Genomic DNA, 23708 nt, shown 5'->3' on the forward strand with positions numbered 1-23708 from the left:
AATAAAAATACTTCTCATTTTAAAAAAACAAAAGAAAAAAGTGCCAAATCGGCACTTATACATCTTTGTTATTCCAGCTGATTCCGATTGTATGTTCTCCTGCGTGGACGCCGATTACGGCTCCAATTGGGCAGCTTAGGAAAGTGAGGTCAGGAAATATCGTCTCTAGTTCGCTTTGCCATTCCTCTGCAACCTCTTTATGAAGGCCATAGAGGATGTACACTTCCTTAACTCCGTATTTCTCGTGAGAATGTCTTAAATAATCGAATATTTTGTCACGAGCTTTTTTGTCGCTTCGGACCTTTTCTTTCGTATTCAACGCGCCATCTTCAATGCTGATAATAGGCTTGATACTCAGCATGCTTCCAAGGTAGAATTGCATTCCTGACATACGGCCGCTGCGATGGAGCTGTTCCAAGCTGCCAATCATCACATAGGTTTCATTGGAATCGCGTATCATTTCCAGCTTTTCCTTAATCTCCTCGATCGATGCGCCCTGTTCCGCCAGCGCAATGCCCTTTTTTAATAGGGAAGTCAATGGGTAAGTGAGAATTTTAGAATCAAAGGTTATGACAGGAATATTGACATCTTGTGCGGCTTGTACACTTGAGGCGACTGTTCCGCTCAGCTTGGACGAAATCAGTACTGCAAATACGAGATCATAATCTTTCTCTAGCTTCTCATATAGTTCCATAAATACGCCCACAGGGGGCTGAGAGGTCTTCGGCGCCGTCTTCACAGTCTTTAATTTTTCATATAATTGTTCTGCAGTCAGGTCCTTGCCATCAAGGTATTCTACGTCATCCAGCACGATGGTCATCGGAACCTGATATACATCTGGATGATTCTTCAATTCCTCATCCAGGTAGGCTGTACTATCTGTAACCCATGCGATTTTTTTCAAACAATCTCCCCCTATTTTTTTCAATATCGATGATTTTCATCTGCCAGTTCCCTTTTAGCATCATAAGACAAAAATGCTTGTACGAATCTCGGGTGCCTTACATCATCAATATAACTAACCTATGTTAATAGATTATTCTGAAAACAATATAGAAATTCCTGCCTAGATGACAGGAATTATTATTCACAGTATAATTTTTTTGATTTTTTCTAATGAATTTATCATATAATGCACCATTTCTGATAGGTCGTCGATCTGTTCTTCGTAAACAAGGCGGTTAAAGGCTACTTTTACATCGTTTTGAATGGGTGATTTATTCTCCAAGGCTTCAAGCATGACAGTCTGCCTGATCGCCCGGTCCTCTCCCCAAATCTCCGTGAGCACTTTCTGAACTTCCTCAAAAATATTTATTTCGTTTTGATGGACTAACGAGAAGGAAATACCGACTAAACAACCTGCAAGCTGTTTGGCATCTACACTTTCTAATAGCTCTGCAGAGAGGTTCTCCAATCCGGCTTCAATAGTCATAGTTGCCGACAGCAACCCCGGGTCGTAGCCTTTTTTCGTGAATGAAATTTCGTATTTACGCGACAACTTGGCGGCATTAATCCAGTCATTTCGGTCGATGACAATAATTTCCCCGCTCAAATCCCTGTCATATATATCGCCTTCGATGACGACTTTGATGTTTTCAAAAGCTGTCGGATCAAACAATGCTTCCACTCCTTTTAAAATCAATAACGAAAGATGGCCAGCCCCTTCTCACAGCGTGTTACGTTCCATGAAAGTCAAATTCATGTTAACACGATCTCTGAAAGGACTGGCCACAATTTTTACTTAGAACAATCCAACAGCATTGCCCTCATCATCAACATCCATATTCAAAGCTGCCGGAAGCTTTGGCAAACCAGGCATTGTCATGACTTCGCCTGTTAACGCTACGATAAACCCGGCACCTACCGAAGGCTTAAGTTCCCTTACGGTAATAGTGAAACCTGACGGCCTTCCAAGTTTTTGCGGATCATCAGACAATGAATATTGTGTCTTAGCCATACAGACTGGCAGTACACCCCAGCCGAATCCTTCAAAGTCAATAAGCTGCTTCTTTGCTTTCGGTGAAAACTCGACTCCATCCGCACCATAAACCTGACAGGCAATCGTCTTGATTTTGTCCTCAAGTGAATCGGACAAGTCATAAAGATGGGCAAAGGTATTTTCACTCTTTTCAATTACATCTAGAAGGCTCTCAGCAAGCTCAATTCCGCCAGCGCCGCCTTTTTCCCATACTTCAGTCAAGGCAACTGGGATTCCTGCATTTTCACACATTTCTCTCAATGTATTTGTTTCAAGTTCCGTATCTGTAATGAATGAGTTAATGGCAACTACATATGGCAAGCCAAAGCTGGCAATCGTCTCAACATGCTTTTTCAGGTTCGTGAATCCGTCCTTCAATGCTTGCACATTTTCGTTGACCAATTCTGTTTTCTTCATTCCACCATGCATCTTCAGTGCGCGGATGGTTGCAACAATGACAACCGCTGACGGATCGATCCCCGCAGTTCTTGCTTTAATATTCAAGAACTTCTCTGCTCCCAGATCCGCACCAAACCCTGCTTCCGTAACAACAAAGTCAGCAAGCTTGGACGCAGCCTCGGTCGCGATGACACTGTTGCATCCATGTGCTATGTTCGCAAACGGGCCGCCATGGATCAGTGCCGGAGTATGTTCTATGGTCTGGACAAGGTTCGGCTTTACTGCTTCCTTCAATAAAAGTGTCAAAGCCCCTTCTACTCCCAGGTCGCCCACAGTGACAGGCTGTTTTTCATAATTATAAGCAACAACCATCTTGGAAAGACGGAGCTTCAAGTCCTTCAAGTCGCTTGCAAGGCAAAGTACAGCCATGATTTCTGATGCAACCGTAATATCGAAGCCATCCTCACGAGGAACGCCCTGCATCGGCCCGCCCAGTCCGACGATCACTTTTCTTAATGCACGATCATTCAAGTCGAGAGCGCGCTTCCAAACGATTCTGCGCTGATCGATGTTCAGCTTGTTGCCCTGCTGCAGATGATTATCAATCAAAGCAGCCAGTGCATTATTTGCCGTAGTAATCGCGTGCAGGTCGCCTGTGAAGTGAAGATTGATATCCTCCATCGGGAGCACCTGCGCGAAACCTCCGCCTGTTGCACCGCCCTTGATTCCCATAGTTGGTCCCAATGAAGGTTCACGCATGGCAATCATCGTTTTTTTACCTAGCTTGTTCAATGCATCTGCCAGCCCGACCGTTACAGTAGATTTTCCTTCCCCGGCAGGAGTAGGATTGATCGCAGTTACAAGAACGACCTTGCCGCTCTCCTTAGTTTTCAATTTCGCCAAAGCTTCCGAGGACAGCTTCGCTTTATACTTTCCAAACAGCTCAATATCATCGGCATCCAGGCCAATGCTCGCTGCAATATCAACAATCGGTTTCATTTTACTATCACGAGCAATTTCAATATCTGACTTAACTTGAATATTTGTTCCCATTTCCATTCCCCCCAGATATTCTCTATATGCTTACCATCTTATATTTTACCATCAGAGAATTACTATCAGACAAAAAATATTTATTTGTCATAAAATTTCCTCTTTAGCCAATTGCTCCACAAAAGAATTCAGACTATAATAAAAATTACTGCTTTTAGTTTGTTTAAGCTCTTTTCAAAATCTTTGTAACTTTTTACGAATATGAATGTATTGATCATTCAGAAGTATTCATGCAAAGAGTTATATTGAGATTCTAGATGTACGATAAACTTTGCTATAAGAGGAGGTTATAAATTGCCTATTAAAATCCCGCAACACTTGCCAGCGAAAGAAATACTGGAAAAAGAAAATATTTTCATCATGGATGACAGCCGTGCTGCCCAACAGGATATCCGCCCATTGAATATTTTGATCCTCAATCTGATGCCTGAAAAGGAAAAAACAGAGAGACAGCTGCTGAGGCTTCTCGGGAATACGCCACTCCAGGTAAACATAACATTCTTAAAGACCGCTACATATGATTCGAAAAACACATCACAATACCATCTTGAAGAGTTTTATCTGACCTTTGCTGAAGTAAAAGAAAAGAAATATGACGGTATGATCATCACCGGTGCCCCCATTGAGCTGATGGAATTTGAGGAAGTACACTATTGGAACGAACTGAAGGAAATCCTCGATTGGACGGAGCGGAATGTTACCTCTGCATTGCATATATGCTGGGGAGCACAGGCAGCTTTATATCATCACTTTGGCATTAATAAATATACTCTGCCGAGGAAATGTTCGGGCGTATTCAGTCATAGAGTCCTAGACCACACCGAAAAACTCTTAAGAGGCTTTGACGATGAATTTTTTGCTCCTCATTCAAGGAATACGGATATAAGCGAAGAAACGTTGGAAAGTCATCCAGAGCTTAAGCTGCTTGCTTCATCTGAAGAGGCCGGTGCTTTGATCATCTCCAGCAGAGACAGCAGAAAAATCATGATTACGGGCCACCTTGAATATGAGGCTACTACACTTGCAGAAGAATACATGCGAGATAAGGAGAAAGGCATTGGAATCGAAATGCCGGAGAACTATTTCCCGCAGGATGATCCAGAAAAGAATCCGACCAACCGCTGGAGGTCCCATGCGCATTTGTTCTTTTCAAACTGGCTTAACTATTATGTATATCAAGAAACTCCATATGAATGGGATTAGAAAAGGCATCGACAGGTTCGATGCCTTTTCCTTATGTTCTATCATAATTAAAATGGGTGCATTGATGATTTTCCCAAATGATCGGCGTTTCTTTTTCAAGATACACACCTTCAAAAGCAGTGCTTTTGAAGCAATTGAAATTATCTTCTTTCGTAAAGAAAACCATGGAGGCTTCATCAAAGTAACAAGTAAAACCGAATTCCTTATGTTCATCCATTAAGAACATAGGGCCGGAACAGAGGAAAAGTTTTTGGTCGAGGGTTAATTCTTTTAATTCAAACTCTCCTTCTCCCTCTATCAATTTATTGTATAGGATTCTTGTTGCTCCTTTGGAGGTAAGAACCTTTAAGATGTCATCAATCAATAGAACTGAAAATTGATCCTCATACGGAAAAAAAACATCCGGATCGATAGCCTCCTGAATTTTCTCGAACAAATCCATCCTTTTGTAGATATTAATACCGCAGCCTCCTGTGACATACGCCGTTACCCCAATAGATACATCAGCTATTCTATCGAATCTAGTTCTAATTTGAACTTCCTTCCAGCTCACTCTATCAGCAAACTTGTAAACTTCCTCATCGCTAGGTGCATCCGGTGAATTCCAGCCATCAGGCATTTTAAAAAAAGGAGAGAAAATGACTGCAGCCGACTTGTATCCATCAGGCAGCAGGCCGATGACTGAATCCTTTTCGGGGTCTTTTCCAATAGGATAAAAAAATTTCAAAGACATTCTTTCGTCTCCTAACTTTGTGGAGCATAATAGACTTCTTCAAATGGCTGGACGACAACGAAGCCATCGCCGCTGAATTTCATCTGGATCGATTCACCGCTTCCACGTCCAAGAAATGTTTTGAACGAAATATCTGTTACAAATTCCGGCTGGAGATTCCCAGACCAGGCTACAGTTGCGTTCGGATCTGTATAAACTGGGTTATCCGGACTGACAAGCAGCGTCAGCGGTTCATAATGGGAAGTGATTGCCACCATTCCAGTACCCTCAAGACGGACATTGAACAGACCACCCGACAGCATTCCGGCGACCCGGCGCATCAATTTGATATCCCAGCCGATGGATGGCTCGAATGCCAGCAGGTCATTGCCGTTTACGAAAATGGCGTCATTCTGTAAATGCAAGATTGATATTTTCTTCCCCTGGTCAGCCAAATATAGCTTTCCATTGCCGTTGGCTTTCATTAATGAGGTGCCTTCACCTGTTAATGCCTTTTTGAACATCTTGCCGATTCCATGTTCAAGCACTCCCTCACGCTCAAACTTGATCTGGCCGCGATAGGAAACCATCGCTCCAGCTTTCGACCATACCTGGCCATTCAGATTGATCTCCAGCATTCTCGGTGTCTCCAGCTCAAATAATCCTTCCCCTTTATCCTCCTGCTTTGTATTGTTGACAAACTCTTCGATTGAATAACGACTCATCATAATGCCTCCTTATTTTAAAACCTGGAACATGAAAACCCACATAAATGATAGTGACTGCTGCAGCTCTATGGGCAATGAAGCGTGAGGAAGCTGCTCTGCCGCTTTTTTATAAACTCCGAATTCACCTGCTTTTCTCCAACCATTTTCAAGAGCCAGCTTTTCGAGCTCCCATGGCATGATCGTGTTACAGATTACATCTTCTCCATACAGTCTTCTGAAACTATTTTTCCTTGGGCCTGCTGTTGGACCAAGGATGCCTATGCAGACATAGCCATTTGGCTTGAGGATGCGGGCCATTTCTTTTAAAGACTCATACGGAAGCTTTGTCCATTCAATCGAATTAATGGCCATAACCGCATCAAAATGATTGTCGGGGCTTGCACTATCAGATAGGTCCCCTTTATTAAAAATACAGTTCTCACTTTGCGGGTTCAGCCTGGCTCTCTCAAGCATCTCCTCCGATACATCGATTCCGGTGACCACATAGCCTGCTTCAGCCAACTTTGCCGATCCGGTCCCATCTCCGCACCCTAAATCACAAACCTTGGAACCAGCTGGAACAAACTCTTTAATGAATGGCACTATATCCTTCCGGCTCCCGGATTCCCACATTCCCCTGCTCCTGGAATTCCAAGTTGCAGCCATACTGTCCCATTGCTTTTCAGATTCCACTTTCCAATTAAATGTATCCATAAGCTCACCTGCCTAATTATTAATTCCTATAATAGTTATTTCGTTATGAAAAAGGGAATTCCTCTTAAGTTTATTTTTGAGGGAAAAGTGCCAGACTAGGAGGGTGAAAGGAGAGATAAAATTGGAACAGGAACTATTGGTTGCCATACATAAAAATAACGCTGGTGAAATCATCAGTTTCCAGACATCTAGCGGAAGGATTATTTCCTATCGCAAAGCTTTGCAGGAAGCTGACACAGGAACATTTTCAGGCGTGAATATCAATGAAGGTGCAGATGGAACTGCTTCTTTAGTTTCAGCAGATGGATCCGGCTTTGAGCAATATCCGGATATTTACTAAGGAATGAATAAAAACACCTGACAGCATTTGTCAGGTGTTTATTTTTATTCTTCGTCATTTTGTTTTTGGATTGCTCTTAATTCCTGGATACGGGATTGATCTTCTTCAAAGAATTGGACAAGGTCACCAATTCTGTCGATTGCATCCCAGCTTAAATGGTGTTCAATTCCTTCAACATCATTATAGATATTTTCCTCTTTTACGCCGATCACCTTCAGCAATTGTTCAAGCAGTTCATGGCGGTCTACCAGCCTTTTGCCTGTTTTGTATCCTTTGGGAGTCAGTACTAGCCCCCGATATTTCTCGTAAACCACGAACTGGTCTTTATCCAGCTTCTGTACCATTTTTGTCACTGAGGAGGGATGGACAGATAATGCCTCCGCGATATCCACTACCCGGGCATATCCTTTTTGTTCTATTAAAATGAATATTTGTTCTATATAATCTTCCATACTAGGTGTTGGCATCCCATGACCTCCAATGCTTAAACAATAGCCATATTAAAGTTTACTATAGAAGGACAAGGGTGACAAGGCGCTATCCACCTTGATTGACTGGCTGTGCTGCTATATCGAACTTCAGCTTGCTGTCCTCTCCATCCCAATATAGCTTGGCGTTGAAGGTTCTGTCCTTGCTCTGGAAGCCTTCGATCACATCAGTGCTCCCTTCGGCCAGCAGCTTCTTGATATTCTTTTGCGTTACTGTCTTTCCAAGGATCTGCTTGGAGAGTGTGAAGTTGCATTTTGTTTTCTGATAGTTCGAGCAGCCATAGAACGTCCCTTTGTCCACAACCATGCCATCGCATTTTTTGCATTTTCCCAGGTTAGTAGTTCGGCGGGAACGTCCCCCCTTCTTCCCGGGGACGAAAGCATTGGTCAGTTCTTCTGAAAACGTCCAGCCGGAGGACCCTTCCGATGTTTCAGCAACAAGATGTTTGATCATCTTTGAAGTCTGCTCAATGAACTGTTTGGGAGAGGCTTCTCCCTCGCCAATTTGGTGCAGCCTCTGCTCCCATTTCGCTGTCATTTCCGGTGATGCCAGTACTTGTCCACCAACGGCAGCTACGAGGATTTTCGCCTTGGCAGTCGCATATACAAGGTTCTTCCGGACTTCAATATACGCTCGATCCTTCAGCATCGTAATGATGCCCGCTCTCGTCGCTTCAGTTCCAAGACCTTCTGCTTTCATCAGGACCTTTTCGAGTTCTTTGTCTTCAATATGCTTTCCTGCCGTTTTCATCAGGGTAATCAGCTGGCCTTCAGTCAGCCTCTTTGGCGGCTGGGTCTTACTTTCCTTTACCTCTGCTTTCATTACGGTACCTGTTTCACCTTGCTGGACAGCAGGAAGCTCCGGTTCTTTATCCGAGTCTTTTTGCGGGAGTACTTTCTTCCATCCTTCGTCCAACTGGACTTTTCCCTTGGATATAAACTCCGCCCTGCCCTCCACAACTGTCTTGATCGTGGTATATTCTGCGATATATGGACCGTAGTGGGCTGCAATCAGTGTCCTGGCCAGCAAGTCATATAACTTCAACTCGTCCCCAGACAGTCTGTTTAAATTAGGAACTTGTTCAGTTGGAATGATTGCGTAGTGATCGGTAACCTTTTTTTCATTGACATAGCGTTTGTTATTTTGAATCGATGAATTCGGCAATGGAAAAAGCTGCTGATAATCAGGATTAGCCTGAAGTTTATTCAAGATCGCAGGAAAGCCCTCTGCTTCTCCTGGCGTTACATATCTCGAGTCAGAACGAGGATAGGATACGATTCCTCTTTGGTATAATCCTTGCAATATGTCCAGCGTCTTTTTCGGCGACATTTTAAAACGGCGATTCGCTTCCGCCTGGATTGCTGAAAGATTATAGAACAGCGGCGGCAAAAATTCTTTTTTCTCAGAGATAACTTCTGCTGCTTCTGCAGATTTTCCATCGCAGAAAGCTGCTATTTTCTCGGCCATCTCTTTTGTCTTGATCCGTGAATCTCCGTCTTTTTCCCATTTGCCGCTGTATTTCTTGCCATTGATATTGAATTTTCCGTTCACTTCCCAAAAAGGTTCTGATACAAAGTTTTCAATCTCCAGCTCGCGTTTAACAATTAATGCGAGAGTAGGAGTCTGCACTCTCCCGACTGAAAAAACATCGGAATAGCCCTTCTTTTGAAGAAGAAGTGTGTACAGTCTCGATGCGTTCATGCCGACAACCCAATCTGCACAAGCACGGGTGTACGCTTCAAAATATAAATTCTTCGTATCTGCCTCATTCAAAAGGTTTTGGAAGCCTTCCTTTATTGCTTTTGGAGTAAGCGAGGATATCCACAATCTTTTCATTGGCTTCGTGCAGTTGGCAAGGCGGAGTATATTCCTGATGATCAGTTCCCCTTCACGCCCGGCATCGCCCGCATGAATGATTTCAGACACCTGTGGATCGGTGGCGAGCTTTTTTATGATCTGGAATTGCTTTGCTTTCGATTTGACAACTTCATACTTGAAATTTTCCGGAATGATCGGGAGTGTATCAAGCGACCATTTTTTCCAGGATGAATTGTAATGCTCTGGTGCAGACAATTCCGTTAAATGGCCGATTGCCCATGAGACGTATGCACCTTTAGGGAATATCTCATTAGGAAGTATCTCGAGGAATCCATCCCTTTTTTTCATTTTAAATACGGAGGCCAGCGTTCTGCCCTGGTCAGGCTTTTCCGCAACAATCAATTTCATAATTTCCTCCTGAAAAACTTTTATATGTGCGTGCTTGTTAAGCTTCGACCTCTATTTTATCTTTTTTTCGACAAAAGCGTAAAGGACTTTTATTACGGCTTTTACTACCTGCCTGCATGAAGTCTGTTTTTAACCTGTAAAAAATAAACAGGCAGCTGAATTGATCAGCTGCCTTAAAGATATTATTCCTCAAATGGTTCAACTATGTTGTTGTCATTGATGTACCAACGGTTCCTGTTAACGGCTGCCGATACGGTTAAAATCAGCGAAGGAACCTTTTCGATCCGGACCACGATTGCCCCGACCATCTGCTGGAAAATCACGAATGACTCTCCATGGCTGAATGCTGCCCACTGGGGACCCATGATGGCAATGGAACGGATGATTTCTTCCTTTTCAGCTTGCTCAAGTGAAAGATGTTGAGAAAAAATAATTATCCAATCCTCATCACCTATCGAAAAGCGGTACATGCCCTCACCCTTTTAATTCATCATCATTGACTAATAAAAGATATGAAGTGCAACTGAAGATTATACCCCTACGATTGAATCATTTAATACTCTTGAAATTCTCAAGCCGCGATTTAGACGCAGGTCAACGAGTGTGTCTCCGGTTTTGATCAGTGCCCTTAACGGCTCGAATGGATCAACCATCAGGATTGTCCCCTCCTCACCATCGCTCAGAAGAACACGTCTTCCGACAAGGCTGTCCATGATCCTGAACAGGAAAACGAGCATGATCCTCGGATCGAATTTTCCGAATACATCGTTTTGCATCTGGGATATAACAATATGGAAAGGTTCCGCCTGATGATAGACCCTTGAAGATGACATCGCATGGTACACATCAGCAATGGCGACGATTTTAGCAAGCTCGTCTATCTTTTCGCTGCGAAGGCTGAACGGATAGCCTCCGCCATCCTCACGTTCATGGTGCTGCAGGGCAATCAGCGCGACTCTTTCATTTAGTTCTGGGATATCCTTCAACATCCGGTATCCATACACGGTATGGCGTTTCATTTCGTTGTATTCTTCCTGTGTAAGCCTGCCTGGCTTGTTCAATATATTGGCAGGGATACGAGCTTTCCCTATATCATGAAGTGTCGCTCCCAAAGCAAGGTCATGCAGCTCCGATTGGTCCAAATTCAGCCATTTCCCTATCAATGTAGAGATGATGCCAACACAGACTGAGTGCCTGTAGGTATACTCATCTTGCGTCTTTAGCTCGTAGAAAAGGTGATAGATATGTGGAATTTCAGCTGCCTGCCTGATGACAGGCATGATTTCATTCTTGATTTCGCTAACAGGAACAACTCCTGTCTTTGCCACGATATCGAAGATCTCTTCCATTTGCATGGAGGCATCGTCGATTTTCTTTGAAATATAATCAATCTTTTTATCTACTGCAATCTGAGGTGTGTGGTCCTGGATGGCATGGCCATTCCTGATTGTATCCAATAATGCATCAATTTGATGGTCAGTCAAGGACGTCAACGTGGATGGAGTGGTCTTCTTCATTCGTACCCTCCTCTAAGCTTATAATAGACTACTCACTCTCTCATCAGCCTTAATGTGAGTATTTATAAGAAAATAATAACAAATATTTCCGGAAATAGGAACAAAAGCTGTGTGAATTTCAATTTATTTCAAATTGACATAATTTTAAGATTATTTAGTTTGTAATACGCTTACATTCTTGACTGAATCCTTCCCGATATTGTATATTTAATACATCATTTAATAGAATATATTTGCCATGTCAAAACTGCAGGTGTATCCATTAGATGATAATATTCAACTTTGGCACATATTTTGTGTCGCGAAAGACATGGGAGGAAAGTTTAACATGCAAAACGGTAAAGTAAAATGGTTCAACAATGAAAAAGGTTTCGGTTTTATCGAAGTAGAAGGCGGAGACGATGTATTCGTTCACTTCTCAGCAATCCAGGGCGACGGCTATAAGTCATTAGAAGAAGGTCAGGAAGTTTCTTTCGAAATCGTCGAAGGAAATCGTGGACCACAAGCTGCTAACGTAGTAAAACTATAATTAAAAAAGTTTAAGGCTGGCGCCTGGCGCCAGCCTTTTTTGATTTATTTTATTTTAACTTGATTATGGACATTTAGGCATCGCGCTTCTTCAGAAATGTCTATAAAAGGCTCTATATTAGACATTTTAACTTTGGTCTCCAGCTGAAATGTCCATTAAAAGAACTTTCTTAGACATTTTGGCTTTGGTCTTCCACTGAAATGTCCATTAAAGGCTCTTTCTTAGACGTTTTGCCTTCGAATCTCCGTTGAAATGTCCATTAAAAGAACTTTCTTAGACATTTTGGCTGTTGTCTTCCACTGAAATGTCCATTAAATGCTCTTTCTTAGACATATTGGCTTCGACCATTCACTGAAATGTCTATAAAAGTTTTACCATCCTATCCACTCTAAAGTTTTTGCCCGCAGTTTTTTATTTTTTCCCCAACGGTGCATTCTTTGATGCAGAACCGGTGGGCATGTCTTTTACCTTTTTCTTGCCGGTGGTGCTTTTTGAGGAAGCAGCCATTGCAGTATGTAGTGAGCAATGTTTCTACCTCGGCAAGGACTTCATTACGCGTCACTGAATTACCGCCTTTCCCTCCTGTTTATAATATTTGCATTTTACTGTTGATCATTTTACCCTGCAGTGCCTGTGTCGCCAATTTATCCGCCTCTTTATTTTCTTTTCTGCCTACCGGATTGTATCTTGGATGCAAACCAAGCTCTTTAATTTTATTTTCGATCCTGTCGAGCCAGCGGTTGAGGGTTTCTTCATAACATGGCCACTCTCCCTCTAGCTGCTTGAGAACCACCTGTGAATCCCCTTTTATCTCACAGGTCATGTTCTTAACACCCATTTCCTCAAGGATGGTTAGGGCAAAATAAAGAGCAGCATATTCTGCTTCATTGTTCGTTTCAAGCTCATCGAACACTTCATTGGCTCGCAGTCTGTATTTTTTCTTTCCTTGCTTGAAGTAGATTATGGTGCCGAGTCCTGCTTTATGATTAAAGTTATCAAAACCGCCGTCAAAATAAACAGTAAGGTCATGAGGCTCTTCTTCCACTTCTTCAAGAAGCTTGCGCATTTCCTTTAATGTCCACGAAGTGCCGATTTCATCTATAAAAGAAATCTTTCCAGCTTTACCTGATTTATCTAACTCTTCACCGGCCTGGAGTGCATGCTCACCATCGAGAAAATCCGAGTGGAACAGGATGGGTTCTATTCCTTTTGCTTTATATTCCCATTCTAATTTATACTTCATGAATTTTCCCCCGCTTTCTGAATCTGTTTTCGCTCCGCCAATAGATTATTTTTAGTTATCTTACCCATTTTCAGACCACGTTACAATGAAAAAGGGACGATGATTCGGTTTTGGTTATAGTATATTTTTATTATAAAATATCGCTCCTATTATGATACACTAACTATTATCTGTACAAACCAACCGGGAGTGATCTTTGTTGTTCGAAGTTTATATTGATGGAGCAAGTGCTGGCAACCCTGGTCCAAGCGGTGCTGGCATTTTTATAAAAGGAGAAGGGGAAGTTTTCAGGTATTCCATTCCTCTTGGGGTCATGTCTAACCATGAAGCTGAATATCATGCATTTATAAAAGCATTGGAGATTTGCCATGATAAGGGTTTCAGTGTGGTATCATTCAGGACCGATTCACAGCTCGTAAATGCAGCAGTAGAAAAGGAGTTCGTCAAAAACAAGCTTTACGCCCCTCTTCTGGAAAAAGCAATGGAGCTTGCCGGGCAATTTGATTTGTTTTTCATGAAATGGATTCCATCGAGTGAAAATAAAACAGCAGACGAACTGGCAAGGAAGGCTGTAAGGGAGAACAACATGAAAGGAACAGAAGACTAATATGAAAGCATCAACCTTTGCGGATTTAAGCTTACTATTCGTAGCCCTTATCTGGGGCGCCACATTCGTTCTTGTGCAAAATGCTATTTCTTTTCTCGAGCCACAATCCTTCAATGCAGTCCGCTTTGCCTTCGCAGCAATCCTGTTAGGACTCTGGCTTTTGTTTTTTGAAAAAGAACAGCTAAAAAAGCTGGATAAGAAATTACTATTGTCTGGGATCATGCTGGGTTTCTGGCTGTTCATCGGCTACGCTTTCCAGACATTAGGATTGTTGTATACGACATCATCCAAGGCGGGCTTTATCACTGGATTGAGTGTTGTACTCGTACCATTGTTAATGCTCGTGATCTTGAAACAGCGGCCCAGTTTGAACTCGATAGCTGGTGTTTCAGCAGCAACTGCGGGCCTCTATCTTTTAACGATGTCAGATGTGTCCAGCCTTAATATCGGAGATGCTTTCGTGCTTATTTGTGCCGCAGGTTTTGCACTGCACATCGTTTTTACCGGAAAATTCAGCAGCAGTTTTCCAACACTCCTTTTAACGACGGTCCAAATCGCAACAGTAGCGGCATTATCAGCAATTTCAGCTGTCTTTTTTGAGGATTGGAAAAGGGCATTCAACCCTGAGGTCATCTTTTCAGCGAATGTTGTGGTAGCCCTGCTGGTTACATCTATTCTTGCGACTGCATTGGCATTTTTTATCCAGACGAATTTCCAGAAACATACGACAGCTACTCGAGTTGCCTTGATCTTTGCAATGGAACCTGTTTTCGCGGCAATCACGGCTTACTTCTGGGCAGATGAGCGCCTGGCGTATAGTGCCCTTGCCGGTTGTGTACTAATATTTGCCGGTATGGTATTCGCGGAATTGCCCCCTGGCAAATTTGAAAGATTTGTTCGTAAACTATTCCCTAAAAAAGAGGCTGATTTCAAAGCATAGTGCTTTGGAACCAGCCTCTTCTCATACGGCCAAAAGCTCGATTTTTTTAATGAACTGCAATGCTGCTTTGCGGGAATGAATTTTATTGGAAGCGAAGGTTTCCAAGAGCGAAATATAAAAGCTGCCATCAAACCCTTTCTGAGCCTTAAGGGTGATTTCTATGGCTGTATTTGTGAGTTCATCGGTAGAATTTGTATATTGCTGACCGAAATAAATAAAACCGATGGCGTCCTCACGCAACTGGAACCCTTTGCTCTTCAAATGAAGCAAGTAATCTTCAACTGTCCGCACTGACTGAATCAATCCTCTCTTCAAGCCGACTTCTAGTAAAATTTTACCGCAATATTCGAGCTTTTTCTACCGTTTTTTTGTTAAAAAATATCCGGCAAACCCCATTGCCATGCCAAAAAGCGCTCCGCCTAGTACCTCTTTTGGCTGGTGGCCAAGCATTTCCTTCAAGGGATCTGGCGATTTCTCTTCAAACTCTACAGGGTCATCCTCATGGATCTTATCAATTAATTCATCAAGGTCATTTACTTTTAAAGTGAGTTCTCCCGTTTGTCTCCTTATCCCCTGGGCATCGTACATGACAATTATCCCGTATACGAGGGAAAGGGCGAAGTCAACTGATCGTACACCTTTTGTAAGAGCTACATATGTCGTTAATGATGACACACCAGCTGAATGGGAGCTCGGCATTCCGCCGCTGGCCAAGAATAAATCTGGTTTCCACTCCTGGGTCTTTGCGTAATGGAACGGTATTTTCAAAGCCTGAGCAAGGCCAATGCTTGAAATAGCAATAACTGCACCTTTGTTCATTATCGTCACCTCCATGTTATTTTGAAGAAAAATGATTGCTTTTATTCTTGCTCGTTCATAATAAGGATTAAGCTGGAACAAGCAGACAACCTATAAAGGTTATTTCACTTTTAAGATCATTTTCAAACAATTTTTTTTGGAGGGATTTATTACTATGAGCAAAAAAGGTAACAGAGGAACAAAGGCACCCGGAGTAACCCCGCAAGGTTACGGACAAGATGCTGAATTTGCTGAAGAGCCAAAGTCAAAGCTCGAAAATGCGGCTAAAAAGAAGAATACAAAGTAATCGAGTAGGAGGGGGTGACTAACCCCCGACCTCTCACACCACCGTACGTACCGTTCGGTATACGGCGGTTCAATTAAGTGTGACGTAGAAATTCATATCTTTGATATAGACTTTTGAGCCCTCGATGACTCCAATAAGAGTTATCGAGGGTTTTGTGTAAGATTGGACTTGAGGCAATTCTCCAAAATTTCTTTCTGGAATTTCCCCATTCGTATGCCTTTTGGTCTGGAACGCCAAGACTTTTGAGTTTTCTTACTCTTGTCTTCGGGTTCTTCCATTGTTTCCATTCAATCATACGGAGTCTTCTTCTAATCCACTCATCAAATTCTTTGAATTTACTTGGTGTATCAGCTAATGCAAAATATCCACACCATCCCGTTAGAAATTGATTCAATTTCTCAATTCTAACTTCCATGGGGATTGGTTTAGAACGGGATGTTAACTTTCGTATTTTAGCTTTTAGCCTTTTAACACTTTCGTTGGCTATTCGAACCTTCGGTTTCTTATTAACCGTAAAGCTAAAGCCAAGGAATTTTCGTTTCCACGGGCGGTCAACCGCTGATTTCCCTCTGTTTACTTTGAGCTTTAATTTCTGCTCAATGAAGCATGTAATGGAGTTCATTACTCGTTCTCCAGCTTTCTTCGATTTCATGTAAATATTACAATCATCGGCGTATCGGACAAACTTGTGACCTCTCCTTTCTAGTTCTTTATCAAGCTTATCCAAAAGTATATTCGAAAGAAGAGGGCTCAGGGGACCTCCTTGTGGTGTTCCTTCTTCTGCATCGTAGACTACACCATTTATCATGATTCCTGCTTGGAGATATTTTCGAATTAGCTTCAAGACCAATCGGTCTTGGATTCTGCTTGCCAATATCCCCATCAGCTTGTCATGATTCACTTTGTCAAAGAACTTCTCCAAGTCCATGTCAATCACCCATCTGTAACCTTCACTTATATATCCCCTTGCTTTACGTACAGCGTCATGGCCTCTTCGGCTTGGCCTAAACCCATAACTATGTTCCGAGAAGGTTGGGTCAAAAAGCGGAGTTAAAACTTGGGCGATTGCCTGTTGGATGAAACGATCTATCACGGTAGGTATTCCAAGTAACCTTACTCCACCGTTCGGTTTCGGGATTTCGACTCGACGTACTGGGTTAGGTTGATAGGTACCTTTCCTTAAAGAATCACAAAGGGTGTCCCAGTTCTCATAGAGATGTCTTCGTAGGGATTTTACGGACATTCCATCTATGCCGTGACTCCCTTTGTTCTTCTCCACACGTTTAAGTGCTTCTATTAAGTTTTCCCGTGATAGAATCAGATTCATTAACATGTGATATTTCCTTTCGACGTGAACGTAGAAATCTAATTATGTTATTCCTGCTCCACCCTCATGAAGTCCCCTGTGGATTCACCACTTCCTCCTTCAAGTAAGTCCTTTCGGATTGTCTGCTTCTACACAGGAATTGTATGCCTAGTTCTCGTTCTTCCTAATTGTTCAGTCCTTCCCTTACCGTCTCGAGCCGGTAAAGTACTATGACCTCTGCTGACTTCTGATTGTTCAGCTATCTATTGCTAGATAGGTTACCAAGTGTACTTGGCTTTCCAATCAGACCTCCCCGGGTAAGAGTACAGTCTTTCCCTCCATCTATCTGCTTCATTTACTCTGTACCACCTTCGGCAGTAAGGACTTTGTTTTGTTCTGCAAACTCATCCAATGGTACCTAGCCTTATATGAAGTTCGTGTTCCTCAGACCGGAGGTTTGCCGCTCGCTTCCTTCAGATTCCGCGTCACCGCGGACACCCTTGCGTTAAGCTAACCACTACTACTGCCTTCATGGCTCGGGACTTACACCCTATAGACTGCACCCATGCCGGGCGCACAGTAAAAAACGGCTGGTACAGTACCAGCCGTTTCCCTTAAGCGTATATGGATTCATTTTCAAACAGACGGTGCAGTCCCCTGAGTTCAACTTCATTGAACTTGGCTAGGAGTTTATCACGGTCAATTTTGAATAAGGCTTCGTCTAGCTTGCACTCAACAGGTACATCACATTTGATTTCCGCAAGCTGCCTGCTTAGATGAAGCATTTCAAGATCAGCTTCGATTTTAGCACGCTGTGATTTTGTCAGCAGATGAAGGTTCGCGATGACCCCTTCTACATCCCCATGCTCCTGAAGCAGCTTAACAGCTGTCTTCTCACCGATTCCGCGGACTCCAGGGTAGTTATCACTAGGGTCTCCCATAAAGGCCTTTAAATCAATCATCTGTTCAGGCCAAATACCCTTTTCTGCAAAAAGGCTATTGCGGTCGTGGACTTGATAATTGCCATAGCCCTTCTGAAGCAGGATGACTGAAACCCGATCATCAATCAACTGGAGAATATCCTTATCACCTGTCAATATCGTAACGGAATCGACTTCCTTAGCCGTCCTTGCAATCGTGCCGATGCAGTCGTCCGCTTCATAGCCCGGCAACCCAATGTTAGGTACATCCAAAGCTTCGACTACTTCTTTGACAAGGTCGAACTGTGGCAGCAGTTCAACTGGTGCCTCAGGTCTATTCGCTTTATAGTTATCGAACATCTCGGTGCGGAAGGTTTTGCTGCCCATATCCCAGCAAACAGCTGTATGGGTGGGCTTGAAGTTTGCCACAGCAGTCGCGAAGTGTTTGATGAAACCGTGGATCGCATTGGTAGGGACCCCTTTGGAATTGATCATGAACTGTCCGGAAACAGCTGTTGCATAGAATGCTCTGAATAACAAAGCCATCCCATCAACAAGCATTAGCGAAGTTTTATTATTTTCCAAGTTGGTACCTCCATCGTGTTATAATTTGAGCCATGGCTATGGCTCTATTTTAAAAAGCTTAATGCCTTATTATAAAAGTCAACTTTGATATTATAACACAAGTCTTGTTGTTCCCTTGTATATTCCGAAAATAACCATTCTTCAATCATTGAATAGGCTGATTCGAAAAAATACTTTTTCCAATGAATCATTCACCTTTGGAAACGGGATTCTCATGATAAGACACCCAATCGCTGTAGCTTCCTGCATAAAGCCTGACATTCTTGAATCCAGCCTCTTTTAAGGCAATGAAATTCGGCGTTGCCGTCACCCCAGATCCACAATAAACGATGATTGGCTGATTAGGATCCAGGTCTTCAAATCTCTTTTCCTGCTCGTCACGAGGTTTATAGAAACCATTTTCAAAGCCTTCCATCCACGGTTTATTGACCGCCGTGGGAATATGTCCTGGAATGCGGTCGATTGGCTCCTCGAGCCCAAGATATCGTCTGCTTTCACGAGAATCAATAAGAACAGCATTCCCTGCCCCTTTGAGTGCGACATCCTTCACTTCATCATAGGAAGCGAGCATTTCCTTATTTTCATGAATGATGTAATTAGTCTGTTGATATTGGGATAGAGTATCCTCAGTGACATACCCAGACTTCTCCCATGCATCGAAGCCTCCATTCAGGATATAGACTCTTTCATGACCAACGTATTTAAGCAGCCACCACATCCTGGAAGCAAAGGCACCTTCCTTTCCGTCATATACAACGATTGTTGTTTCGTTAGCAATACCTGCATTCTGGAGCTTTTCTTTAAACTGACTTGTTTCAGGAAGCGGATGCCTGCCACCATGCTCCCCGACTGTACCGGACAGGTCTTTTTCCAGGTCGAAATAGACAGCACCTGGAATATGGCTATGTTCATAGAGCATCCTGCCCTCGTCAGGATTCCCCAGCTTGAATCGGCAATCGACGATTCTTGTATTCTTGTCCCCTAGACGTTCATTAAGCCATTTTGAATCAACATGATATTGCAAGGCATTCACTCCTTCGTTTGTTTTTGGGCCATCAATTTTTTTACACGTTCTTTTGGATCCCAGCAGGCGAATTGATAATGGCTTTTCGTTTCATAGCCAAGCCTAAGGCAATGGTATTTCATTTTCCCATCCAGTTTTTCGGCCTGAAAATTAACACAAGTAGCACATGCGTGAAATCGGTTACTGGTCATCTCTAAATACAACCTTTATTGATAGTTTTTTATTTTCATTAACGCAGTTCTTACAGATTCAATCGAGAAATTATCATCAAGAGCAGAGGTAATCCCTTCAAAATACTCGGTAATTTGCTCTGAAAAATCCTTCTGGACTTTTGCAAATTCCCGCTCCAGTTCAGGCAGATAGTGATGTTTCATCCTTGCATTCTCTTTTTCAAGATAATCCCCGGCAGGCCCATGTAAAAGCTTTTCTAGTTCATCCGCCATTAACTTTTTCTCATTTTTTTCAAAAAAGGATTTAGGATTTTTGAACATTCCAAGCGTTTTCCTGAATTTCGTACGATCGATGTCCTTGTATGCTGTTTCAAAGTCGATTCCATTTAAAGGACCATTTTCTGTGGCAGAAATGGAAACTGAAGAATTAATTTTCAATAATTCACCTGTTAAAGCTTCCTGGAACTCCTTCAAGACCCTGATCATGAATGCCTCGGCCCTCAATGATGTGGCCCTCATTTCCTGAGCCAGGTCATATCCGATGCTCTCGATCAATTCTTCAAGAGCACTTTCAAGAGCCTTCCTCATATTTCGTCCATCGTCCTTTAAAAGGGCCGGATTGAAGGCCTCCCTGAAGAAATCACCAAACCGGATGAAGACACGCTGGCGAATGTAATAAGTCAATTCATCACTTTCCTGGATCAGGCGTTCGTCAAGGACTGACTGCTTCTTCTCAGATAAAACACGCAGCATTTCTTCTTTTTGTGATAATAAATTCCGGCGTTTATCAGCCCTTGCTGCCTTGTCTTCTTCTGCCGATCTGATCATTTCCTCAATCACATTGACGGCCTGACGCCATTTTGCCTCTGCTGACTCTACAGCCATATTCATAAGGTCATTGGCAATGAATGAATAAAACGACCGTTCAAATTGATTAAAGAGCTGGTCCCCGCCATTCTTTTCTTCCAGCTTCGCATTTAACCCATTCAAGCTGGAAACAGGGAATAAATGAGGTTTCCTGATGCCGTATTGGACAAGCTGATCCTCAACGTATTCCAATACATCCGATCGTTCTTCTTCAGAATTCGCCAAGTCTACGGCATTGACAATAAAGAACATTTTATCAAGCTCAAAGGTATCCTTGACCCTGCCAAGCTGGATCAGGAACTCCCTATCCGCTTTTGAAAACGCATGATTATAATATGTCACGAACAAGATTGCATCTGAATTCTTGATATAATCGAAGGCCACTCCAGTATGGCGTGCATTGATTGAATCGGCCCCAGGTGTGTCAACGAGGGTTATCCCCTCTCTTGTAAGCTCACAATCATAATAGACCTCGATCCACTCAACAAAACAGGATTTTTCCTCTTCGGCAACATATCCGCGGAATGATTCCAGGTCCACAGAGAGCATTTCTCCAAAGCTATTTTTGAAATCGCTGAATCCTTTGGCAAAAGCCTTCAGGAAGGAGTAATGTGTTTTTTCTGCCGCACTGTAACCGCTATCCTCGAATTGAAGAGTATTGATTTGATCGATCGCTCGCTCAAAATCACTTGTATTCTTGCCGAACAATCCCAGTGAGCGATCCAATTCCTTCATCATTTCATCAGCATTCTTGATCTTGACTATGACCGTCCCGTGAGGATGCTCAGTTGTCACTGGTTTGATTTTATTGATTGCAGCAGTAGTCGGATTAGGTGATACCGGCAAAATCCGCTCACCTACAAGAGCGTTCGCGAAAGAAGATTTACCGGCACTGAAAGCTCCAAACAATGCTACAGTGAATTCTCTTTCTTTTAACCGTGAAGCTTTTTCTTTCAATTCACGGGCGATTTTTTTCAAGCCTGGAATATTCTCGATCTGTTCAGAGGTGAAATTCATTTTTCTTACCAGCTGCTGTTGTTCTTCATGAAATTGGGCGATTTCATTAACGCCTTGCTCGGCATGTACTTCCTGAACTGTTGGAATGGTCTTTTCCTTCGCAATGTTTGAAGAGGAAATGTCATCCGTTAAGATCACTTCTGGCTCGTCTTCGGCTGCCCTGAAAATATGATATTCTTCCTCCTGATATTCTGTTGGTTGACCATACAGAATTTCCGAAACAAGTCTTCGCTGCTCGGCCAAGTTTTCCAGTATGGCATTCAATTCTTGCCAAGCTGAAAAAAGCTTCTCGAGTTTTTCTTCTTTTTGGAGAAGTTCGTTTAATTCTTCATCATCCTGCCCTGTTGCATAGCTCAAGAACTTTTCCTTGATTGGCTCTAGCTTTTTTCTGGCAAGATTCTTCAATCCGTCAGCGACGTCATTCGTATAATTGAGGACATAGTCCCCTGAAAGTCTCGCACCGGGTTTAACAGCTTCAGACAGCAGTTCAGTCTGGAACTCAATTTTGAAATTATTTGCAGCTGTCTGCAGCTCCGTCTGTGAAAGATGATGTTTTTTGAACAACTTAGATAAAAAATCCTTGATATGCCAGTTCAGCTGGGATTGTACTTTATCCTCCAGTTCTCGATAGAAATTGTCGAGTCTAGCTGCCCGTTCCTGTTCCGTTTTTTGTTTTGAAAACAACAAGCCCACTTTAAAGTCTGGCTGCCTCGACTGCAGATAAGCCTCCGCCAGCTCCCTGGTCTGGAATGGCATTAAATAGGCGTTTTTTAAGATATCATTGAGTCCCTCACGGAATTCACGTTCTGGATTCCGCTCAATCTGGATTTTTTCAATATGCATCCTTATTTTTTCAAGTTCATCCAACAGTTGTTGCCGCTCACTATCAGTAATACCTTCAAGGACCATTTCATATTGATGTATTTCTTCGGAAACGCTTTGCTGCAGAATCGCCAAATGATCCTCGGTCAGTTTCTCCATCGACTTAAAAATCGAATTTGGCAGGATTTCCTTTCTCTTGCCCTTCCGCTCCATGATAAATGTACGGAGGTCTTGAAATTGGTTATGTGGTGACTCAGGTGCTTTCAACGAAGTGTAAAAAATACCCGCATGCTTTACTCCCCAATCAGCAAAAGAATTCTCAACACTCTTCTTGAATTGTTCAAAAGACAATTCTGCATCCTGATGTTTGTCGACCTGATTGATAATCAAATATAATTCTTTTCCAGCATCTGTTAATTCCTTTGTAAAAAGGAAGTTCATTTCAGATTGGACATGGTTATAATCCATGACATAAAATACAATGTCTGACAGATGAAGCGCTGATTCAGTCGCAATCCTATGGGCATCATCCGTAGAATCTATTCCCGGTGTATCCATGATGACGGCCTGCTCGAGAAACTCCGCCCCACTATGGCTGATTTCGATTGCCTGGATTTGTTCGCCATCCTTGCAGTATGTTTTGACGGTTTCATAATCATATGGTGCCGGATACAAGCGTGAGCTGCCTTCTTTGAAGATAACCTTGGCATATTCAGAGCCGGATTTAATCCGTACAAGGTTTGCACTCGTTGGAATCGGGCTTGATGGCAGGATGTTGTCGCCAATCAACCTGTTGATCATGCTCGATTTCCCTGCGGAAAAATGACCGCAAAAAGCGATTGAGAATTCTTCTTCAACCGCTTTTCTTCCCAATTCCTTTACTTTTTCAGCGGTATCTTCATCGTGGTTTGAATTCATTAAGTTATATAAAGATAGGATCTTTCCTAGAAGCTTATGATCTTGCTGTGCAATAGTCTGGCCCATTCCTCTAACCCCTTGTGACAAAATTGTGAATAACTTTATTTTATATGATTTTTCGGTCTTTTCCTATAATTTCATTTTAGCCACGCAAAAAAAGAAAAAGCCCGGGCATCTGCCCGGGCTGTCATCTAAATGAGAATATTGTTAATTAATGTGGTTTTAGTACATTGCTCAATACATATTTCATCAGTAAGGAGTAAGCTGCTACAGTCGAAACAACTAACATGGAAACCATTGATACGACACCATCCTTA

The 23708-nt window shown here is 42.6% G+C and carries 24 protein-coding genes; 6 read left to right on the forward strand and 18 right to left on the reverse strand.

The window, feature by feature from the left end:
- Nucleotides 1-55: 55 nt before the first annotated feature.
- From RH061_RS14610 to RH061_RS14620, 3 genes are all read right to left on the reverse strand, one after another.
- Nucleotides 56-904: a DegV family protein gene (locus RH061_RS14610; RefSeq protein WP_311071227.1), complete on the reverse strand. Its 849-nt coding sequence runs from the start codon at nucleotides 902-904 to the stop codon at nucleotides 56-58.
- Between the two features lie 183 nt (nucleotides 905-1087).
- Complete coding sequence (locus RH061_RS14615; RefSeq protein WP_311071228.1) at nucleotides 1088-1618, reverse strand: hypothetical protein; 531 nt, start codon at nucleotides 1616-1618, stop codon at nucleotides 1088-1090.
- Nucleotides 1619-1741: 123 nt separating this feature from the next.
- Entirely contained in the window at nucleotides 1742-3430 is a 1689-nt protein-coding gene (locus RH061_RS14620; protein ID WP_311071230.1) for a formate--tetrahydrofolate ligase, read from the reverse strand.
- A 294-nt stretch (nucleotides 3431-3724) separates the two neighbouring features.
- Here RH061_RS14620 and metA point away from each other — a divergent pair, with 294 nt between their 5' ends.
- Nucleotides 3725-4633 (forward strand): homoserine O-acetyltransferase MetA, encoded by a 909-nt coding sequence (metA, locus tag RH061_RS14625; RefSeq protein WP_311071232.1) that lies wholly within the window; start codon nucleotides 3725-3727, stop codon nucleotides 4631-4633.
- Nucleotides 4634-4664: 31 nt separating this feature from the next.
- Here the strand turns inward: metA and RH061_RS14630 are convergent, their stop codons facing one another.
- Genes RH061_RS14630 through RH061_RS14640 form a run of 3 tightly spaced genes read right to left on the reverse strand, consistent with a single transcriptional unit; the run spans nucleotide 4665 to nucleotide 6766 of the window.
- Nucleotides 4665-5366 carry a DUF2711 family protein gene (locus tag RH061_RS14630; protein ID WP_311071233.1) on the reverse strand — a complete coding sequence of 234 codons (702 nt, stop codon included), beginning with the start codon at nucleotides 5364-5366 and terminating at the stop codon, nucleotides 4665-4667.
- Between the two features lie 11 nt (nucleotides 5367-5377).
- The gene (locus tag RH061_RS14635; RefSeq protein ID WP_311076406.1) at nucleotides 5378-6070 is read right to left on the reverse strand and encodes an AIM24 family protein; all 693 of its coding nucleotides are present in this window, start codon (nucleotides 6068-6070) and stop codon (nucleotides 5378-5380) included.
- A gap of 12 nt (nucleotides 6071-6082) precedes the next feature.
- Nucleotides 6083-6766, reverse strand: a complete 684-nt coding sequence (locus tag RH061_RS14640) for a class I SAM-dependent methyltransferase (protein ID WP_311071235.1) — start codon at nucleotides 6764-6766, stop codon at nucleotides 6083-6085.
- Nucleotides 6767-6887: 121 nt separating this feature from the next.
- On the opposite strand from RH061_RS14640, the gene RH061_RS14645 reads away from it, so the two are divergent.
- Nucleotides 6888-7106 (forward strand): DUF3892 domain-containing protein, encoded by a 219-nt coding sequence (locus RH061_RS14645; RefSeq protein WP_311071237.1) that lies wholly within the window; start codon nucleotides 6888-6890, stop codon nucleotides 7104-7106.
- 44 nt (nucleotides 7107-7150) lie between these two features.
- On the opposite strand, the gene mntR is transcribed toward RH061_RS14645, so the two are convergent.
- The 4 genes from mntR to RH061_RS14665 form a co-directional block, all read right to left on the reverse strand.
- Nucleotides 7151-7573: a transcriptional regulator MntR gene (gene mntR / locus RH061_RS14650; protein WP_311071239.1), complete on the reverse strand. Its 423-nt coding sequence runs from the start codon at nucleotides 7571-7573 to the stop codon at nucleotides 7151-7153.
- A gap of 70 nt (nucleotides 7574-7643) precedes the next feature.
- Nucleotides 7644-9821, reverse strand: coding sequence for a DNA topoisomerase III (locus tag RH061_RS14655; RefSeq protein WP_311071241.1), 2178 nt, complete (start codon nucleotides 9819-9821; stop codon nucleotides 7644-7646).
- Between the two features lie 182 nt (nucleotides 9822-10003).
- Nucleotides 10004-10291 (reverse strand): hypothetical protein, encoded by a 288-nt coding sequence (locus tag RH061_RS14660; RefSeq protein WP_311071244.1) that lies wholly within the window; start codon nucleotides 10289-10291, stop codon nucleotides 10004-10006.
- A gap of 60 nt (nucleotides 10292-10351) precedes the next feature.
- Entirely contained in the window at nucleotides 10352-11338 is a 987-nt protein-coding gene (locus RH061_RS14665; RefSeq protein WP_311071246.1) for an HD-GYP domain-containing protein, read from the reverse strand.
- 328 nt (nucleotides 11339-11666) lie between these two features.
- Here RH061_RS14665 and cspD point away from each other — a divergent pair, with 328 nt between their 5' ends.
- Nucleotides 11667-11867 (forward strand): cold-shock protein CspD, encoded by a 201-nt coding sequence (gene cspD, locus RH061_RS14670; RefSeq protein WP_023627628.1) that lies wholly within the window; start codon nucleotides 11667-11669, stop codon nucleotides 11865-11867.
- A gap of 388 nt (nucleotides 11868-12255) precedes the next feature.
- Here cspD and RH061_RS14675 read toward each other — a convergent pair whose 3' ends face one another.
- Together RH061_RS14675 and RH061_RS14680 are read right to left on the reverse strand one after the other, a co-directional pair.
- Nucleotides 12256-12429 carry a zinc-finger domain-containing protein gene (locus RH061_RS14675; RefSeq protein WP_311071250.1) on the reverse strand — a complete coding sequence of 58 codons (174 nt, stop codon included), beginning with the start codon at nucleotides 12427-12429 and terminating at the stop codon, nucleotides 12256-12258.
- Nucleotides 12430-12453: 24 nt separating this feature from the next.
- The gene (locus tag RH061_RS14680) at nucleotides 12454-13110 is read right to left on the reverse strand and encodes a reverse transcriptase-like protein (RefSeq protein ID WP_311071252.1); all 657 of its coding nucleotides are present in this window, start codon (nucleotides 13108-13110) and stop codon (nucleotides 12454-12456) included.
- Between the two features lie 199 nt (nucleotides 13111-13309).
- Between RH061_RS14680 and RH061_RS14685 the strand changes: the two genes are divergently transcribed.
- Both RH061_RS14685 and RH061_RS14690 read left to right on the forward strand, forming a co-directional pair.
- Nucleotides 13310-13717, forward strand: a complete 408-nt coding sequence (locus RH061_RS14685) for a reverse transcriptase-like protein (RefSeq protein ID WP_311071254.1) — start codon at nucleotides 13310-13312, stop codon at nucleotides 13715-13717.
- 1 nt (nucleotide 13718) lies between these two features.
- Complete coding sequence (locus tag RH061_RS14690) at nucleotides 13719-14657, forward strand: DMT family transporter (protein WP_311071256.1); 939 nt, start codon at nucleotides 13719-13721, stop codon at nucleotides 14655-14657.
- Nucleotides 14658-14678: 21 nt separating this feature from the next.
- On the opposite strand, the gene RH061_RS14695 is transcribed toward RH061_RS14690, so the two are convergent.
- Both RH061_RS14695 and RH061_RS14700 read right to left on the reverse strand, forming a co-directional pair.
- Nucleotides 14679-14948: a DUF6123 family protein gene (locus tag RH061_RS14695; RefSeq protein ID WP_311076408.1), complete on the reverse strand. Its 270-nt coding sequence runs from the start codon at nucleotides 14946-14948 to the stop codon at nucleotides 14679-14681.
- 66 nt (nucleotides 14949-15014) lie between these two features.
- Nucleotides 15015-15476 (reverse strand): divergent PAP2 family protein, encoded by a 462-nt coding sequence (locus tag RH061_RS14700; RefSeq protein ID WP_311071258.1) that lies wholly within the window; start codon nucleotides 15474-15476, stop codon nucleotides 15015-15017.
- Nucleotides 15477-15630: 154 nt separating this feature from the next.
- On the opposite strand from RH061_RS14700, the gene sspL reads away from it, so the two are divergent.
- Entirely contained in the window at nucleotides 15631-15762 is a 132-nt protein-coding gene (gene sspL / locus RH061_RS14705) for a small, acid-soluble spore protein L (protein WP_311071259.1), read from the forward strand.
- Between the two features lie 73 nt (nucleotides 15763-15835).
- Here sspL and ltrA read toward each other — a convergent pair whose 3' ends face one another.
- The 4 genes from ltrA to RH061_RS14725 form a co-directional block, all read right to left on the reverse strand.
- Nucleotides 15836-17095: a group II intron reverse transcriptase/maturase gene (ltrA, locus tag RH061_RS14710; RefSeq protein ID WP_311070432.1), complete on the reverse strand. Its 1260-nt coding sequence runs from the start codon at nucleotides 17093-17095 to the stop codon at nucleotides 15836-15838.
- Nucleotides 17096-17682: 587 nt separating this feature from the next.
- Nucleotides 17683-18573 (reverse strand): 5'-3' exonuclease, encoded by an 891-nt coding sequence (locus RH061_RS14715; RefSeq protein ID WP_396654811.1) that lies wholly within the window; start codon nucleotides 18571-18573, stop codon nucleotides 17683-17685.
- Nucleotides 18574-18760: 187 nt separating this feature from the next.
- Nucleotides 18761-19606, reverse strand: a complete 846-nt coding sequence (locus tag RH061_RS14720; RefSeq protein WP_311071260.1) for a sulfurtransferase — start codon at nucleotides 19604-19606, stop codon at nucleotides 18761-18763.
- Between the two features lie 197 nt (nucleotides 19607-19803).
- Nucleotides 19804-23457 carry a dynamin family protein gene (locus tag RH061_RS14725; protein ID WP_311071262.1) on the reverse strand — a complete coding sequence of 1218 codons (3654 nt, stop codon included), beginning with the start codon at nucleotides 23455-23457 and terminating at the stop codon, nucleotides 19804-19806.
- Between the last annotated feature and the right edge of the window lie 251 nt (nucleotides 23458-23708).

The sequence above is a fragment of the Mesobacillus jeotgali genome (assembly GCF_031759225.1).
In the GTDB taxonomy this organism is placed as follows: domain Bacteria; phylum Bacillota; class Bacilli; order Bacillales; family Cytobacillaceae; genus Mesobacillus; species Mesobacillus jeotgali_B.

Coding starts and splice junctions, on each gene's coding strand:
- RH061_RS14620 (WP_311071230.1), bottom strand. CDS start 3,430: ATGGGAACAAATATTCAAGTTAAGTCAGATATTGAAATTGCTCGTGAT.
- RH061_RS14660 (WP_311071244.1), bottom strand. CDS start 10,291: ATGTACCGCTTTTCGATAGGTGATGAGGATTGGATAATTATTTTTTCT.
- ltrA (WP_311070432.1), bottom strand. CDS start 17,095: ATGTTAATGAATCTGATTCTATCACGGGAAAACTTAATAGAAGCACTT.
- RH061_RS14700 (WP_311071258.1), bottom strand. CDS start 15,476: ATGAACAAAGGTGCAGTTATTGCTATTTCAAGCATTGGCCTTGCTCAG.
- mntR (WP_311071239.1), bottom strand. CDS start 7,573: ATGCCAACACCTAGTATGGAAGATTATATAGAACAAATATTCATTTTA.
- sspL (WP_311071259.1), top strand. CDS start 15,631: ATGAGCAAAAAAGGTAACAGAGGAACAAAGGCACCCGGAGTAACCCCG.
- RH061_RS14680 (WP_311071252.1), bottom strand. CDS start 13,110: ATGAAGTATAAATTAGAATGGGAATATAAAGCAAAAGGAATAGAACCC.
- RH061_RS14665 (WP_311071246.1), bottom strand. CDS start 11,338: ATGAAGAAGACCACTCCATCCACGTTGACGTCCTTGACTGACCATCAA.
- cspD (WP_023627628.1), top strand. CDS start 11,667: ATGCAAAACGGTAAAGTAAAATGGTTCAACAATGAAAAAGGTTTCGGT.
- RH061_RS14655 (WP_311071241.1), bottom strand. CDS start 9,821: ATGAAATTGATTGTTGCGGAAAAGCCTGACCAGGGCAGAACGCTGGCC.
- RH061_RS14725 (WP_311071262.1), bottom strand. CDS start 23,457: ATGGGCCAGACTATTGCACAGCAAGATCATAAGCTTCTAGGAAAGATC.
- RH061_RS14630 (WP_311071233.1), bottom strand. CDS start 5,366: ATGTCTTTGAAATTTTTTTATCCTATTGGAAAAGACCCCGAAAAGGAT.
- RH061_RS14635 (WP_311076406.1), bottom strand. CDS start 6,070: ATGAGTCGTTATTCAATCGAAGAGTTTGTCAACAATACAAAGCAGGAG.
- RH061_RS14640 (WP_311071235.1), bottom strand. CDS start 6,766: ATGGATACATTTAATTGGAAAGTGGAATCTGAAAAGCAATGGGACAGT.
- RH061_RS14690 (WP_311071256.1), top strand. CDS start 13,719: ATGAAAGCATCAACCTTTGCGGATTTAAGCTTACTATTCGTAGCCCTT.